15 protein-coding genes are annotated in these 14,441 nt (G+C 65.3%); 3 read left to right on the plus strand and 12 right to left on the minus strand.

Features of this window, described 5'->3' with window-relative positions; all coding sequences use genetic code 11:
* Positions 1 to 2 precede the first annotated feature (2 nt).
* Positions 3 to 1,640 (plus strand): ABC transporter ATP-binding protein, encoded by a 1,638-nt coding sequence (locus tag XH84_RS08870; RefSeq protein ID WP_164936604.1) that lies wholly within the window; start codon positions 3 to 5, stop codon positions 1,638 to 1,640.
* 93 nt (positions 1,641 to 1,733) lie between these two features.
* Here the strand turns inward: XH84_RS08870 and XH84_RS08875 are convergent, their stop codons facing one another.
* Positions 1,734 to 2,573, minus strand: a complete 840-nt coding sequence (locus tag XH84_RS08875; RefSeq protein WP_128922184.1) for a C40 family peptidase — start codon at positions 2,571 to 2,573, stop codon at positions 1,734 to 1,736.
* Positions 2,566 to 3,939: a leucyl aminopeptidase family protein gene (locus XH84_RS08880; RefSeq protein ID WP_128922183.1), complete on the minus strand. Its 1,374-nt coding sequence runs from the start codon at positions 3,937 to 3,939 to the stop codon at positions 2,566 to 2,568. The genes XH84_RS08875 and XH84_RS08880 overlap by 8 nt, the downstream gene beginning before the upstream one ends.
* 199 nt (positions 3,940 to 4,138) lie before the next feature.
* Here XH84_RS08880 and XH84_RS08885 point away from each other — a divergent pair, with 199 nt between their 5' ends.
* Complete coding sequence (locus XH84_RS08885; RefSeq protein WP_128922182.1) at positions 4,139 to 4,342, plus strand: hypothetical protein; 204 nt, start codon at positions 4,139 to 4,141, stop codon at positions 4,340 to 4,342.
* 175 nt (positions 4,343 to 4,517) lie between these two features.
* Positions 4,518 to 5,333: a tetratricopeptide repeat protein gene (locus tag XH84_RS08890; RefSeq protein WP_128922181.1), complete on the plus strand. Its 816-nt coding sequence runs from the start codon at positions 4,518 to 4,520 to the stop codon at positions 5,331 to 5,333.
* Positions 5,334 to 5,396: 63 nt separating this feature from the next.
* On the opposite strand, the gene XH84_RS08895 is transcribed toward XH84_RS08890, so the two are convergent.
* From XH84_RS08895 to XH84_RS08935, 10 genes are all read right to left on the minus strand, one after another.
* A complete protein-coding gene (locus tag XH84_RS08895) occupies positions 5,397 to 6,371 on the minus strand; it encodes a type II secretion system F family protein (RefSeq protein WP_128922180.1) in 975 nt (324 codons plus the stop codon).
* A 9-nt stretch (positions 6,372 to 6,380) separates the two neighbouring features.
* A complete protein-coding gene (locus tag XH84_RS08900) occupies positions 6,381 to 7,358 on the minus strand; it encodes a type II secretion system F family protein (RefSeq protein ID WP_128922179.1) in 978 nt (325 codons plus the stop codon).
* Between the two features lie 16 nt (positions 7,359 to 7,374).
* Complete coding sequence (locus XH84_RS08905) at positions 7,375 to 8,844, minus strand: TadA family conjugal transfer-associated ATPase (RefSeq protein ID WP_028138538.1); 1,470 nt, start codon at positions 8,842 to 8,844, stop codon at positions 7,375 to 7,377.
* A 21-nt stretch (positions 8,845 to 8,865) separates the two neighbouring features.
* Positions 8,866 to 10,134, minus strand: coding sequence for a CpaE/TadZ family protein (locus XH84_RS08910; protein ID WP_128922178.1), 1,269 nt, complete (start codon positions 10,132 to 10,134; stop codon positions 8,866 to 8,868).
* Positions 10,131 to 10,865, minus strand: coding sequence for a CpaD family pilus assembly protein (locus XH84_RS08915; RefSeq protein WP_128922177.1), 735 nt, complete (start codon positions 10,863 to 10,865; stop codon positions 10,131 to 10,133). The genes XH84_RS08910 and XH84_RS08915 overlap by 4 nt, the downstream gene beginning before the upstream one ends.
* A gap of 20 nt (positions 10,866 to 10,885) precedes the next feature.
* Positions 10,886 to 12,361: a type II and III secretion system protein family protein gene (locus XH84_RS08920; protein ID WP_164936624.1), complete on the minus strand. Its 1,476-nt coding sequence runs from the start codon at positions 12,359 to 12,361 to the stop codon at positions 10,886 to 10,888.
* Between the two features lie 11 nt (positions 12,362 to 12,372).
* Positions 12,373 to 13,173: a Flp pilus assembly protein CpaB gene (gene cpaB / locus XH84_RS08925; protein ID WP_164936603.1), complete on the minus strand. Its 801-nt coding sequence runs from the start codon at positions 13,171 to 13,173 to the stop codon at positions 12,373 to 12,375.
* 128 nt (positions 13,174 to 13,301) lie between these two features.
* Positions 13,302 to 13,826: an A24 family peptidase gene (locus XH84_RS08930; RefSeq protein ID WP_128922174.1), complete on the minus strand. Its 525-nt coding sequence runs from the start codon at positions 13,824 to 13,826 to the stop codon at positions 13,302 to 13,304.
* 124 nt (positions 13,827 to 13,950) lie between these two features.
* On the minus strand, positions 13,951 to 14,097 hold the full coding sequence (locus tag XH84_RS39600; RefSeq protein WP_164936602.1) for a hypothetical protein: 147 nt from the start codon (positions 14,095 to 14,097) through the stop codon (positions 13,951 to 13,953).
* A gap of 70 nt (positions 14,098 to 14,167) precedes the next feature.
* Positions 14,168 to 14,332, minus strand: coding sequence for a Flp family type IVb pilin (locus tag XH84_RS08935; protein ID WP_128922173.1), 165 nt, complete (start codon positions 14,330 to 14,332; stop codon positions 14,168 to 14,170).
* Positions 14,333 to 14,441: the final 109 nt, after the last annotated feature.

A 14,441-nucleotide genomic window follows, 5' to 3' on the forward strand; every position in this document is an offset into this window, starting at 1 on the left:
CGATGGACGCGATCAACCAGCCCCTGCTCGCCGTGCGCGACCTTTCGGTGGCCTTCCACCAGGGCGGCGCCACCACGCTCGCGGTCGACAAGATCTCGTTCCAGATCAAGCGCGGCGAATGCCTGGCGCTGGTCGGCGAATCCGGCTCCGGCAAGTCGGTCAGCGCGCTTTCGATTCTCAAGCTGCTGCCCTATCCGAACGCCTCGCACCCGTCGGGGAGCATCCGCTTCAAGGGGCAGGAGCTGATCAAGCGCTCCGAGCAGGAGATGCGGGAGATCAGAGGCAGCGACATCTCCATCATCTTCCAGGAGCCGATGACCTCGCTCAATCCGCTGCATACGATCGAGGCGCAGATCGGCGAGATCATCCAGCTGCACAATCCGACCAGCAATGCCGAGGCGCGCAGGCGAACGCTGGAGCTCTTGACGCAGGTCGGCATTCCCGAGCCCGAAACGCGGCTGAACAGCTATCCGCATCAGCTTTCTGGCGGCCAGCGCCAGCGCGTGATGATCGCGATGGCGCTCGCCAACGAGCCGGACCTCTTGATCGCGGACGAGCCGACGACGGCGCTCGACGTCACCGTGCAGGCGCAGATCCTGGCGCTGCTCGCCGAGATCCGCTCGCGGCTCGGCATGAGCCTGCTCTTCATCACCCACGATCTCGGCATCGTGCGCCGCATCGCCGACACGGTCTGTGTCATGAAGAGCGGTGAGATCGTCGAGCAGGGACCGGTCGAGCAGGTCTTCAAGTCGCCGAAACATCCCTATACGCGCGACCTGCTCGCGGCGGAGCCGAAGCCCGATCCGGCGCCGCCGCAGCCGGATGCGCCGATGGTGATGTCCGCCAATGACCTGAAAGTGTGGTTTCCGATCAAGCGCGGGCTGATGCGCAAGACGGTCGGCCACATCAAGGCGGTCGACGGCGTCAGCGTCGCCGTGCGCAAGGGCGAGACGCTCGGTGTCGTCGGCGAATCCGGTTCGGGCAAGACCACGCTCGGGCTGGCGCTGCTGCGCTTGATCTCCTCGAACGGACGCATCGTCTTCCTAGGCAAGGACATCCAGGGCCTGCGCTTCAAGGAGATGCGGCCCTTCCGGCGCGACATGCAGATCGTGTTCCAGGACCCGTTCGGCTCGCTCTCACCGCGCATGTCGATCGCCGACATCATCGCCGAGGGTCTCTCCGTGCATCAGCCGAAGCTGTCGCGCGAAGAGCGTGAGTCGCGCGTCGTCAAGGCGCTGGAAGACGTCGGGCTGAAGCCCGATACCCGCTACCGCTATCCCCACGAATTCTCCGGCGGCCAGCGCCAGCGCATCAGCATCGCGCGCGCGGTGGTGCTGGAGCCGGATTTCGTCGTGCTGGACGAGCCGACCAGCGCGCTCGACATGCTGTTCCAGGCGCAGATGGTCGATCTGTTGCGCGAGCTCCAGCGCAAGCGCGACCTCACCTACTTGTTCATCTCGCACGATTTGCGCGTCGTCGCTTCGCTGGCGAGCCACCTGATCGTGATGCGGGGCGGCAAGGTCGTCGAAGAGGGACAGGCCGCCGAACTGTTCAAGCACCCGAAGACGGATTACACACGGGCGCTGTTTGCGGCTGCGTTCCGGCTGGAGACCGCCGGGAACGGCTCGGTGGCGACGTAGTATCTGGTAGGGTGGGTTAGGCGAAGCCGTAACCCACCGCTTCTCTCTCAACGGAAGCTGAAGAGGTGGGTTACGCCACCCTACGAGATCTCGCTATAGCCGCTTGATCGCAACGACCTCGCAGCCGGCCTGCCTGATCCGCGCAATGGCCGGCTCGATCGGTTCGATGATTGTCGCCATGTGATGCGCGTTGGCGTGAACCATGGTGCTGCCATCGCGGACGATCGCGACATGGCCTTTCCAGAAGATCAGGTCCCCGCGCCGCAAGCTTCGCTCATGCGGCTCCAGCGCGCGCCCGAGACCGGCCAGCTGCATGTCGCTGTCGCGCGGGCAGCCAATCCCCGCTGATGTCAACGAGACCTGGACGAGGCCGGAGCAATCGATGCCAAAACTGCTCTTCCCGCCCCAGAGATAGGGCGTGCCGACGAAGCGATCGGCGACCGCGACGAAGTCCGGCTCGCGGTGATCGAGTGAGGCAAGATGCGTCCTCGGCAGATATCTGCCGTCGCGCGTCACGGCGAAGCTGCCCTCTTCGCGTGTCACGGCGAGCTTGGATCCCATCACCAGCGTGTCGGCCGGCGGCAGCTTGATCGAGGGACCGGGGAAGGCAAACGTCCGCAGCGCGCTGACCAGGTGAGTTGGTGCAGCCGATGGCTTCACCAGCGCCGCTTCTGGCAGCCAGCCGACATAGCCGTCGCCATTGAGCTGGCCCCACGCCCAACCCTCGCCGTTGCGGTCGTAGATGGTGACGCGTTCGCCGCGCAGTGCCTCCGTCATCAGCATCGCGTTCGAAGATGGCTGTTCGCGCACCGGCGCGACCGGTTCGATCACCTCGAATTCCTCGCCGGTGACGAAGCGATCCGCCTGCACCTTGCCTTCGAGATATTTCGCCGCGAGGTCGCCTCGCGCCGGTGTCAATCGCGGATCATGCATAGCGCTCGCTCAACAAGCTGTAGATGGCGCGCGCGGCCTGGCACTCGCCGCCTTCGGGGCGTGCGGGCTTTGCCGTCGGTGTCCAGCCGTAGATGTCGACATGCAGCCAGCTTCGGGCGTGCTCGACGAAGCGCTGCAGGAACAGCGCGCAGGTGATCGAGCCGGCAAAGCCGCCCGATGGCGCGTTGGTGATCGTGGCCGTCTTGGAGTCCAGCCAGGAATCGTAAGGCGGCCACAGCGGCATGCGCCACAACGGATCGTTCTCCTTCACCGCGCAGCGCGAAAGGTCGGCGGCAAGGGTCTCATCATTGGTGTAAAAGGGCGGTAAATCCGGTCCCAGCGCGACACGCGCCGCGCCGGTCAGCGTGCCCAGGTCGACCAGCAGGTCGGGTTTCTCCTCGTCGGCCAGCGCCAGCGCGTCGGCGAGCACCAGCCGGCCTTCCGCGTCGGTGTTGCCGATCTCGACGGTGATGCCCCTACGCGAGGTGAAGATGTCGAGCGGGCGGAAGGCATTGCCCGCGACCGCGTTCTCCACGGCCGGAATCAGCACGCGAAGCCGCACCTTCAGTTTCGCATCCATCACCATGCGCGCCAGCGCCAGCACATTGGCGGCGCCGCCCATGTCCTTCTTCATAATCAGCATGCCGCTCGACGGCTTCAGGTCGAGCCCGCCGGTGTCGAAGCAGACGCCCTTGCCGACCAGCGTCACGTTGGGATGCTCAGGGTCGCCCCAACCGATGTCGATCAGCCGCGGCGCGCGGCTGGAGGCCATGCCGACGGCGTGGATCAGCGGGAAGTGCTTCTCCAACTCCTCGCCGATGGTGCAGGCAAAGCTTGCCCCGAATTCGACGGCGAGCGCTTGCGCAGCAGCGGCGAGCTCTTCCGGCCCCATGTCGTTGGACGGCGTGTTGATGAGGTCGCGCGCGAGCATCGCTGCGTCGGCGATCCGCCCGATCTCGGTGGCGTCGATGCCGTCAGGCGGCACCAGCCGGACGTCGGGCCTGTCAGCCTTGCGGTAGCGCGCGAAGCGGTAGCACCCCAGCGCAAAAGCGAGCGCGGCCAGCCGTGTATCGTGTGGCGCATTGGCAAAGCGATAAATGCCCGGCGGCAGCAGCCCAGGCAGGGCGCCGGGCCGAAACAGGTCGCGTGATTTTGCGGCGTCGTCCTCGAGGCCGAACAGCACCTGCGCTATCGTGCCGTCGGGCGCGGGCAGCGCCAGATAGGCGCCCGGCTTGGCCGTAAAGGCGCATGCAGTGGCGAACAGGCGTTGCGGTGGCGGCAGCGCCTCGGCGACCCGATCCCAGCTCGATTTCGTGACGAAAGTGATCGGGATGGCGGTGGGTGACGTCTCGAAGACAGAAGGCATTGGCGGGTCCGGATCGTCGGATCAAGCGGGCATGCGAACGGACGAGACTTCGCAGAGTTTCGCCGCGGCTGCAATCGGCTTTGCTGTCACCGTTGGGCGAGCCCGCTACTCGCGGCAAGGGGGCCATGCTAGGTTCCGGCAACGGTCGCCAGGGACGACGATCGGGCGACCGCCGACAAACGCGCCGGGAGGACATGCGATGGAATTTGTGTGGAGCGTGGTCACATTCATCGGCCAGGCTATCGAGGTGATCTTTGCTTATGTCGAGCACCACCACTGGATCTTCGCGTTCCTTGCCGGCGGTTACGTCTTCTATCTCCACGACCGCTCCGTCCACGCGCGATTCGATGCGCTCGACAAGCGCATCGACGAAATCCGCAAGCGGCTCGCCATCGAATATTGAGGCGGCAATTGCAGGTGAGGGCGCTCGGCCTCGATCTCGACCTCGGCGGTGGGGCGCCGCCGCAAACGTCGCCGTGAGAGGTGTGGTCCGGGAAGGGGCGTTAACCGGCCGTTAGGGTTAACAGTCTATTGCTGGCGCGTTCGGCTCGATCAATCGGCTCGAGAGTCAAGGCGTCATGCGTCAACGGTTCAGTCTCGCCCGGCTTCTTGCGTCCACCTCGCTGGTCGCGGCGGTGGCCATGGGCCTCGGCGGCTGCACGGGCATGTCGAAACTCTCCGACGTGACGGGTTCGCTCGGCGGACCACGGGCGGAGGCGGCTCCTGCCGATCCCGCGCGCGCCGTCGAGGTCTATGGCGAGCGCTACCGTGCCAATCCCCGGGATGCCGAGGCGGCGCTGGCCTATGGTCAGGCTTTGCGTGCCAACGGCCAACGCGCCCAGGCCGCTGCCGTGCTCGAGCAGGCGACCATCGCCAATCCCGGCAACAAGGCGCTGCTCGCGCAGTATGGCCGCGCGCTCGCCGACAACGGCAATTTCCAGCAGGCCTACGACGTCCTGTCGAAAGCGCATTCGCCTGACAATCCGGACTGGCGCCTGCTCTCGGTGCAGGGCACCGTGCTGGACCAGATGGGCCGTCACGAGGAGGCGCGCTCCTATTATACGAGCGCGCTCAAGATCGCGCCGGGTGATCCTGGCGTGCTTTCCAATCTCGGCCTGTCCTACATGCTGTCGAAGGATCTGCCCAAGGCCGAAGAGGCGTTGCGGCAGGCCTACGCCTCGCCGCGCGCCAGCAGCCGGGTGCGGCAGAATCTCGGCCTCGTCGTCGGTCTCCAGGGCCGCTTCGCTGAGGCCGAGATCATCGTGAAGGCGGATCTGCCGCCGGACCAGGCCGCGGCCAATGTTACGTATCTCAAGGAAATGCTGAGCCGCAGCGACAATCATCGCGGCGCGCCGAAGCGGACCCCGGTCGCCTCGCTCGACCAGCCCGATTGATCAGATCTGATCTTCAGCCATCGAAGTCGTCTCACCGACCCGCGTACGGCCAGCGGCTCCGTGTCACTGCATCTCGGTGATCTTGATGCCGGTCGGTCCGAGAATGACGACGAATAGCACGGGCAGGAAGAACAGGATCATCGGCACCGTCAGTTTCGGCGGCAACGCGGCGGCCTTCTTCTCGGCCTCGGTCATGCGCATGTCGCGGTTTTCCTGGGCCATGACGCGCAAGGATTGACCCAGGGGGGTGCCGTAGCGTTCCGCCTGCTGAAGCGCGAGACAGACCGACTTGACGCCCTCGAGCCCGGTGCGCCGCGCCAAATTCTCATAGGCGACCTTGCGATCCTGCAGGTAGGACAATTCGGCTGTGGTCAGCGTGAACTCTTCCGACAGCGCAATCGACTGTCCCACGATTTCGGTGGCGACCTTGCGGAACGCCATTTCGACCGACATGCCGGACTCGATACAGATCAGGAGCAGGTCGAGCGCATCGGGAAAGGCGCGCTTGATCGAGAGCTGGCGCTTGGAGATCGCATTCTTGAGGAACAGCATCGGCGCCTGGAGGCCGAGATAGGCCGCGCCGAGGCAGATGCCGATCTTGATCGGCATCGGCTTCTCCATGTGCGCGATCACGAAAACGTAGATGACCGAGCCGACGAAGAGCACGATCGGAGCGACCATGCGGGCAAACAGGAAGGTGATGTAGGGCGCCTGGCCGCGGTAGCCGGCCATAATGAGCTTGTCCCGCGCCGCCTCTTGCGCGAGCCATTTGGTGAGGTTGAAGTCCTCCACGACCTTGGAGACGAGCTGCTTCGGCGTCTGGCGCAGCGAGACCTTTTCATTCTTGTGAAGGCGCTCGCGCTCGCGCTGCCGGATGCGCTCACGCTCGCTCGCGACCGCCTTCATGCGCTTGGAGAGTCCCTCCCCGGCGAACAGCGGCATCACCAGCGTATAGACGGTGGCGCTGGCGGCGATGGCCGCCAGCAGCATCGTCATGAAGCGGACGTCGTGCAGTTTCGAAACGAGGAACTCGACCATGCGGCACCGTCAGAAGTCGAAATTGATCATCTTCTTCATCACCATGATGCCGATCGACATCCAGACGACGCAGCCGACCAGCATCAGCTGGCCAGTGGGGTGAGTCCAAAGCAGCGAGATGTAGTGCGGCGTCGTGAGATAGACGAGGAACATCACGATCGGCGGCAACGAACCGATGATGCCGGCCGAGGCCTTGGCTTCCATCGACATCGCCTGGATCTTCTCTTTCATCTTCTTGCGGTCGCGTAGCACCTTGGAGAGGTTGCCCAGCGCCTCGGAGAGGTTGCCGCCCGATTTCTGCTGGATCGAGATGACGATGCCGAAAAAGTTGGCTTCGGGCAGCGGCATGCGCTCATAGAGCCGGGAGCAAGCCTCGCCCAGCGGCATACCGATCGCCTGCGTCTCGATGATGGCGAGGAACTCGCTGCGCAGCGGCTCGGGCGAATCCGCAGCGACGACCTTGATCGATTCGAACAGCGGCAGGCCCGCCTTGATGCCGCGGACGATGACGTCGACCGCGTCGGGGAGCGCCTTCAGGAATTTGTCTTCCCGGCGCTTCTTCAGGAAGCCGAGGGCCCAGCGCGGCAGGCCGAAACCTCCGGCAAAGGCGAGACCAGCGGCGCCGAGCAACCCGCCGCCGACGAACAGGGCCGCCGCGAACAGCACGCCCGCCACGACGGCGGACACGATCCAGAATTTCTGCGGCGTCCAGTCCAGGCCGGCCTGGGACAGGCGGACATTGAGCGGAACGCTCTTCTCCTGCTGGCGCCGTGCCTCGAGATCCTTCAGCGACGTCTCGACTTGCTCGCGGCGCGATCGCTGGCTCTTTTCGCTCTGCTTGGCCGCAGGCGCGTCGGCACGCGAGATCGAGGCGCGTCGGCTTTCCGCCTTCCGTTCCCCGGAGAGCAGCGGATAGAGGAAAACCCAGGCGATGCCGCCAACGGCTGCGGTGGCGAGAAATGCGAGGGCGAGGACCTGTATGTTCATGGCGTCGCTGACCTGCTCACGTCGTGGGCGCCACTTCCGCGGCGTCGAGCGCGGCGGCAAGGCGCTTCTCCTCGCCGTAATAGCGGGCGCGTTCCCAGAACTTCGGACGGCCGATGCCGGTCGAGCGGTGCCGGCCGATGATCTTGCCGTTGGCGTCCTCGCCGATCATGTCGTAGAGGAAGATGTCCTGGGTGATGATGGTGTCGCCTTCCATGCCCATCACCTCGGTGATGTGGGTGATGCGGCGCGAGCCGTCGCGCAGGCGCGCGGCCTGGACGATGACGTCGATCGAGGCGCAGATCATCTCGCGGATCGTTCGCGAGGGCAGGGAAAAGCCGCCCATCGTGATCATGGATTCGCAGCGCGACAGGGCTTCGCGCGGGTTGTTGGCGTGCAGCGTGCCCATCGACCCGTCATGGCCGGTGTTCATGGCCTGGAGCAGGTCGAACGCCTCGGGTCCGCGGACTTCGCCGACGATGATGCGTTCGGGCCGCATACGCAGGCAGTTGCGCACCAATTCGCGCATGGTGACCTGACCCTCGCCCTCGATATTGGGCGGGCGGGTCTCCAGCCGCACCACATGGGGCTGCTGGAGCTGGAGCTCGGCAGCGTCCTCGCAGGTGATGACGCGCTCGTCGTGCTCGATGTAATTGGTCAGACAGTTGAGCAGCGTCGTCTTGCCCGAGCCGGTACCGCCGGAGATCAGCACGTTGCAGCGGACGCGGCCGATGATCTGGAGGATCTCGGCTCCTTCCGGCGAGATCGCCCCGAACTTGACGAGCTGGTCGAGCGTCAGCTTGTCCTTCTTGAACTTGCGGATGGTGAGCGTCGGGCCATCGATCGACAGCGGCGGCACGATGGCGTTGACGCGGGAGCCGTCGGCGAGGCGCGCGTCGCAGATCGGCGAGGATTCGTCGACGCGCCGGCCGACCTGGCTGACGATGCGCTGGCAGATGTTGAGGAGCTGCTGGTTGTCGCGAAAGCGGATGCCGGTGCGCTGGATCTTGCCGGCGACCTCGATGTAGACGGTGTTGGCGCCGTTGACCATGATGTCGGCGATATCGTCGCGCGACAGCAGCGGCTCGAGCGGACCGTAGCCCAGAACGTCGTTGCAGATGTCGTCGAGCAGCTCTTCCTGCTCGGCGATCGACATCACGATGTTCTTGATCGCGATGATCTCGTTGACGATGTCGCGGATTTCCTCGCGGGCGGATTCCGAGTCGAGCTTGGCGAGCTGGGCGAGATCGATCGCCTCGATCAGGGCGCCGAAGATGGTCGCCTTGACCTCGTAATAATTGTCCGAACGCCGGCTCTCCATGGCCGGGGGCGGCGGGGCCTTGGCGGGAGCAAGCGGCGGCGAGGCGACGGCCGGCGGAGGCGGGGCGCGCGACACCGTCGGCGCTGGAGCCTGGGCAGGCTCGAGCGACACGGCGCCGGGCTTGGGCGCCCGAAGGTCGGTGTCTGTTCCGCTACGCTTACCGAACACTTAACAACTCCATGCGGCGGCTTATTTTCCCCGCAACTTGTCAATCAGGGGTGAAAACAGGGACGACTTTTGTTTCTTGGTTTCGCTGCGGCCGGTCAGGCGCTGGGCGATCTGAAGGAACATCTCGATCGACTTGTGGTTGGCGGAGATCTCCGCGATCATCTGGCCGTTGTTGGCCGCCGAGCCGAAGATCTGCGGCTCGAACGGGATCGAGACGATCGGCTGGCTCTCGATCGCCTTGGCGAACTCCGCGGCGGCGATTTCGGGCCTTTTTGGCACGCCGACCTGGTTCAGGCAGTAGAGCGGCGGCCGGTCGTTGGGGCGCGCGGCCTTCAACAGATCGAACAGGTTCTTGGTATTGCGCAGATTGGCGAGGTCAGGGGCGGCCACGATCAGGATGTCGTCCGCTCCGATCAAGGCGCGCTTGGTCCAGCCCGACCATTGATGCGGAATGTCGAGCACGATGCATGGCATGGTGGAGCGCAGCGTGTCGAACACGGAGTCGAAGGCGTCGGTGCCGAAATCATAGACCCGGTCGAGTGTCGCCGGCGCCGCCAGCAGGCTGAGATGGTCGGTGCATTTCGACAGCAGGCGGTCGATGAAGGCGGTGTCGACGCGATCGGGCGAGAACACGGCGTCGGCAATGCCCTGCGGCGGATCCTGGTTGTAGTCGAGCCCGGCGGTGCCGAAGGCGAGGTCGAGATCGGCGACGACGGCGTCCATTGCGAGGTCGCGCGCGATCGCCCAGGCGACGTTGTGGGAGATGGTGGAGGCCCCGACGCCCCCCTTGGCGCCGACCACGGCGATGATGCGGCCGACCGCCTTGGCTTCCGGCGCCGAGAACAGGTTGCAGATCGAGCGCACGACGTCGATCGCGCCGACCGGCGCAAGCACATAGTCGCTGACGCCGCGGCGCACCAGCTCGCGGTAGAGCATGACGTCGTTGATGCGGCCGATCACGACCACGCGGGTGCCGGCGTCGCAGACTGTGGCGAGCTGGTCGAGCCCGCCCAGGAGGTCGTTGCGGCCGTCGCTCTCGAGCACGATCACGTTCGGCGTGGGAGCCGAGCGGTAGGCTTCGATCGCGGCCGCCATGCCGCCCATCTGGATCTTCAGATGAGCCTTGCCGAGACGGCGATCCTCGCCGGCCGACTGCACCGCGGCAGCGGTCTCCACGGTCTCGCAGAAGGCCTGGACCGAGACGCGGGGCGCGGGTGCAATATGCTCCTCGACCGGCGGAGGGGCTGCTTCCGGCTGCTCTTCGTGTGTCTGGCGAGCGTAGCTGATCATTTGCCGGTGTCGCTGAGTTTGGCCTTGTCGGCCTCGGGATAGGTGGTCGCGGTCGTAACTCCCTTGCGATACTTCTCGAGGCCGGTGATGCGCCGCGGCGTGTAGGACGGCGTCTCAGGCCGCGGCTGCTCGAGATCCGACGGATTGTCGACCATCGCGGCGAGGTTGCGCTGATAGGCGCAGCCGTAATTGTAATAGTCCTTGTTTTCGAACCAGCTCTTGTTCTTCATGGAAGGGCCGACGTCGTCCGGCCACAGGCCGCAGGGACCCGCGACTGCGGCGATCTTGGAATAGGTGAGCCGGATCGGCGGCAGGAAGCGCTTGTCCTCGGGTTGGTAGGGGTGAACGTTGACGCCCCGCGGTGGAACGCCTGCCGCCGCCAGCATCGCCTGAATTTCGCGCATCGTGTCCGCGACTGGGCGCGCATTGGGCGTGCCGGACGGCACGTCGATGCGGATGGCGCCAGTGCCTTCGTGCAACCACGCCGATGCGACACCCATCACGTCCGCGCGCTGGGCAGCGGTCAATCCGCCGCGGGCATGACCGACGAAGACGACGATCGAGCGGTTCTGCTCCTCGATCGCGATCGGATGGCGCTGCTTGTAGTCGTCGGGAATAGAGGCGGTAACGACCTCGTCGTGTTGGCAGCCGCCGAGCGCGAGCGCCATGCCGACCAGCGCGCCACCGAGGCGGATGGCGCGTTTGCGAAGCTGGGGTGGTCTTGTGATCATCGTGAAGTCCCCGTTCCGCATCAGTCGGTAATGAAGCCGTAGGTACCGCGGTAATTCCTGGCCGGTTCGGTCCGGCCGGGCACGCCGTAGATGCGGTTGATGTTGCCGAGCAGCTGGGCCTGGGGATCCGCAGGCGGGGCGAAGCCGTCATCCGGCCGCGACAGGTCCTTTGGCGCCACCGCGCGAACGACATAGGGCGTCACGATCACGACCAGCTCGGTCGCGTTGTTGACGAAATCGCGGCTGCGGAACAGCGTGCCGAGGATCGGGAGCTGCATCAGTCCGGGCAGTCCGCTGATGGCCTGCTTGGTCTGCTGCTGGATCAGGCCGGCCATCGCCATTGCGCCGCCGGAGGGAATTTCCAGCGAGGTCTCCGCGCGGCGGGTCCTGATCGAGGGGACCGTGAGCGAGTTCACCGACGTCGAGGTCACGGCCTGCGACAGCGTGATCGCGTTTTCGTTCGAGAGTTCCGAGACCTCGGTCATCACGCGCAGGCTGATCTTGCCTTCGCTCAGCACCACGGGGGTAAAGTTGAGCGAGATGCCGAACTTCTTGAAGCTGATCTGGGTGGTACAGACATGGGTGGTGGGGTCGCACGCGTAGCCGGCCGGGACCGGGAATTCTCCGCCGGCGATGAACGTCGCCGATTCACCGGAGATTGCGGTCAGGTTCGGTTCGGCCAGCGTGCGGATCACACCCGCGGTTTCCATCGCGCGCAAGGTGGCCTGCACCGACGTCGAGCCGCCGAACTTCGTCGTCAAATTGTTGCCGTCCACGAGGTTCTTGCCGAGAGCCGTGAACGGATTGGAGTTGGTGAAGCTCACCACCGACGTGCCGTAGTTGAGGCTGGCGCTCAGGTCGATGCCGAGCTGCTTGACGATGGTGCGCTGGACCTCCGCCACCGTCACCTTCAGCATGACCTGGTCGCGGCCGCGCACCACGATCGAGTTGACCACCTTGTCGGCGCCGCCGGCCAGGCGCGCGGCGAGCTCGTTGGCCTGTTGCGCTTCCATCGGATTCGCCGCCGTGCCGGTCAGGACGATGCCGTCGCCGAGCCCGTCGATCTGAATGTCCGAATTGGGCAGGACCTGCTTCAGCGCGGCCCGCACGCCGTTGAGGTCGCGCTTGACCGCGATGTCATAGGCCGCAATCTGCTGACCGGCGGAATCGAAGAACACGATATTGGTCTGGCCGACCGTGGCGCCGATGATATAGGCGCGCTGCGCCGAGCGGACCACCGCGTTGGCGATCTTGGGATCGGCGACCAGCACGTCCTTGATGTCGCGCGGCAGGTCGATCACGATGGATTTGCCGACGCCGAGCGAGAGGAAGCGCGCGTTCATTTGGCCATCCGCCGCGGCCTGCGCCACCGGACGATAATCGGCGGCGACTACGGGGTTCAGCATGGGGTTGAGCGCCAGCGCCAGAGCGGCCGAAAACGACAGGGCGCGGACCGCTGAGGTTCGCATCGTCGCCAAATCCACCCTGCGTTTCATATCGACTGTCTTCATCGTGCTTTCGCCGTCTGACTTGGAATGCCGTAGCGAATGATCGAAATACCGTCCCGCTTCTGCGCGGAATCTTCGAGCGTGATTTCGCTCATCTTGACGTCGACGATGCTGCGCAGCGCCAGCGACAGCGTGCCGCTCTGGCGGGCCGCGGAGAGTGTCGCGGTCTGCGCGGGATTGAGCTCGAGGGTGACGGTCTTGCCGACCACCGCGTTCTGGCCGTCCTTTTCCTTTGGCGCCTGGTCGATGGCCAGGACGCGGATATTGGCCAGGATGATCTCGGAGGTGACGACGTCGGGGGCGCCGTTGTTCTGGTCCGGGTTCTTCAGCCGGCGGGTCAGAAGGACGTCGACGCGATCGTTGGGCAGGATGAAGCCGCCTGCGCCGGTTTCCGGCGAGATCTCGGTCGAGATCGCCCGCATGCCGGTGGGCAGGATTGCCGCCATGAAGCCGGAGCCTTCTGCCTTGACCAGCTTCTGGTCGCGGATCGGCTCACCTTGAATGAAGGGGGCGCGCGCGATCGAACCGGTGACCTGGGTCGCGCCCTCGGGACGCTCGCTGCGGCGGATGAAGGTGGCGCTGGCGGTCGCGGCCGGCCAGGTCTGCCATTGCACGTCTTCCGGCTTTACGGTCTGGCCGAGGCCGATGTCGTTCTTGGCCACGAGGACGTCGACGGTCGGAAGCTGGGCGACCGGAGCAGCCGGAGGCGGCGCAGATCGGTCCGAGCCGCTCGCCAGGTACGCGGCGACGCCGCCGGCGCAGATGGCGACCGCCAGGACGACAATGCGTGCCCTATTCATACGCTTCACTTTCCAACAAGACGCCGCGACGCTTCCGCCGCCGTAATCGGCAGTTGACCAGCTATTCGTCAAAGCATGGTTAATGAGGCGTATCTAAATCGCCTTAACGCCGGGTTTACCCGGTGCGTTCAGCGCAGTGCGAGGTGAGCGAGGTCGATCGCCTTCACCCATTCGGTCTCCGGGTAGACCATCAGCGCGCTCAGCGCGAGCGCGATGCCATAGGGGATGCCGCTCTCCTTGGCGTGCAGCCGTGCCAGCCAGGCCTGACCCGCCAGCCCGTAGGGCAGCGGCCATTGCCGGAACTGGAGCAGGAGCAGCGTCAGCGCGCCGCCGAACAGCGAGGCGTAGAGCAGGAAGTTCATCAGCTGGGCGAACCCGAACCAAAGCGCGACGGAGGCCGCGACCTTGGCATCGCCGCCGCCGACCCAGCCCATCGCAAAACAGGTGAAGGCCACGACGAGGAGAAGCGCGCCGGCGCCGACATGACTCAGCATCTCGTAAGGTGCCATGCCACCGGCGAGGGCGAGCGCGAAGAAGCCTGCGACCAGCGCCAGCGACACGCGGTTCGAGATCGTCATCGTGAAGAGATCGCTCGCGGCGGCGAACGCCATCACGGCAGGGAAGAGCAGAAGGCGCGCAAGGTCGAGGATCATGGGCTGCGTCTTGAGGCCTGGGTTTGCCGCGGGAACTGGCGTCGCCGGATTCTAGCCGCCAGTTGCTAAACAAACCGACAACGGCAGCGAGGGTCACGCGAGGCCGAAGCCGCGGAACGCGTGCTTACCAGAGGCTGGCAATGCGCGCGGCGAGTGCGGCTGTTGCAAGCAGCAGCGCAAGGCAGACCCAATAGACCGGCGAGCCGGCCTGCGCCGCAGCTGCCTCGTTCGCCGCGACCGCGGCACCGGTTCTGTACTTGCGCAACGCCACTGGAACTCGCCGTCTTCAGAAAAACAAAGGCCCCGGAGGTCCGGGGCTTTTGCCGTCATTCGTGTGTTGCTTACTTCAGCCCGGTGCTGATCGCGGTGAACTTGGTGTTCAGCGTGGTGCCCAGGCTGTTGACGACGGTGATGATGGCCAGCGCGATGCCGGCGGCGATCAGACCGTATTCGATGGCGGTAGCGCCGGATTCATCCTTCGCGAAACGCGCAATCAAGTTCTTCATGAACAAACTCCATTCGGGTGGGATCGCCTCGTTCGGCGCTGTCTTTGACCCGATGACAATGAGAGCCGAGCTCTTTCGGTAGAGTTAATCCGATCGCGTAAACCCGCGT

The sequence above is a fragment of the Bradyrhizobium nanningense genome (assembly GCF_004114535.1).
In the GTDB taxonomy this organism is placed as follows: domain Bacteria; phylum Pseudomonadota; class Alphaproteobacteria; order Rhizobiales; family Xanthobacteraceae; genus Bradyrhizobium; species Bradyrhizobium nanningense.

What these genes read in the sequence shown, in the direction of transcription:
- XH84_RS08870 (WP_164936604.1), top strand. Translation starts at nt 3, where the DNA reads ATGGACGCGATCAACCAGCCCCTGCTCGCCGTGCGCGACCTTTCGGTG.
- XH84_RS08890 (WP_128922181.1), top strand. Translation starts at nt 4,518, where the DNA reads ATGCGTCAACGGTTCAGTCTCGCCCGGCTTCTTGCGTCCACCTCGCTG.
- XH84_RS08910 (WP_128922178.1), bottom strand. Translation starts at nt 10,134, where the DNA reads ATGATCAGCTACGCTCGCCAGACACACGAAGAGCAGCCGGAAGCAGCC.
- cpaB (WP_164936603.1), bottom strand. Translation starts at nt 13,173, where the DNA reads ATGAATAGGGCACGCATTGTCGTCCTGGCGGTCGCCATCTGCGCCGGC.
- XH84_RS08920 (WP_164936624.1), bottom strand. Translation starts at nt 12,361, where the DNA reads ATGAAACGCAGGGTGGATTTGGCGACGATGCGAACCTCAGCGGTCCGC.
- XH84_RS08875 (WP_128922184.1), bottom strand. Translation starts at nt 2,573, where the DNA reads ATGCATGATCCGCGATTGACACCGGCGCGAGGCGACCTCGCGGCGAAA.
- XH84_RS08885 (WP_128922182.1), top strand. Translation starts at nt 4,139, where the DNA reads ATGGAATTTGTGTGGAGCGTGGTCACATTCATCGGCCAGGCTATCGAG.
- XH84_RS08935 (WP_128922173.1), bottom strand. Translation starts at nt 14,332, where the DNA reads ATGAAGAACTTGATTGCGCGTTTCGCGAAGGATGAATCCGGCGCTACC.
- XH84_RS08900 (WP_128922179.1), bottom strand. Translation starts at nt 7,358, where the DNA reads ATGAACATACAGGTCCTCGCCCTCGCATTTCTCGCCACCGCAGCCGTT.
- XH84_RS08915 (WP_128922177.1), bottom strand. Translation starts at nt 10,865, where the DNA reads ATGATCACAAGACCACCCCAGCTTCGCAAACGCGCCATCCGCCTCGGT.
- XH84_RS08880 (WP_128922183.1), bottom strand. Translation starts at nt 3,939, where the DNA reads ATGCCTTCTGTCTTCGAGACGTCACCCACCGCCATCCCGATCACTTTC.
- XH84_RS08895 (WP_128922180.1), bottom strand. Translation starts at nt 6,371, where the DNA reads ATGGTCGAGTTCCTCGTTTCGAAACTGCACGACGTCCGCTTCATGACG.
- XH84_RS08930 (WP_128922174.1), bottom strand. Translation starts at nt 13,826, where the DNA reads ATGATCCTCGACCTTGCGCGCCTTCTGCTCTTCCCTGCCGTGATGGCG.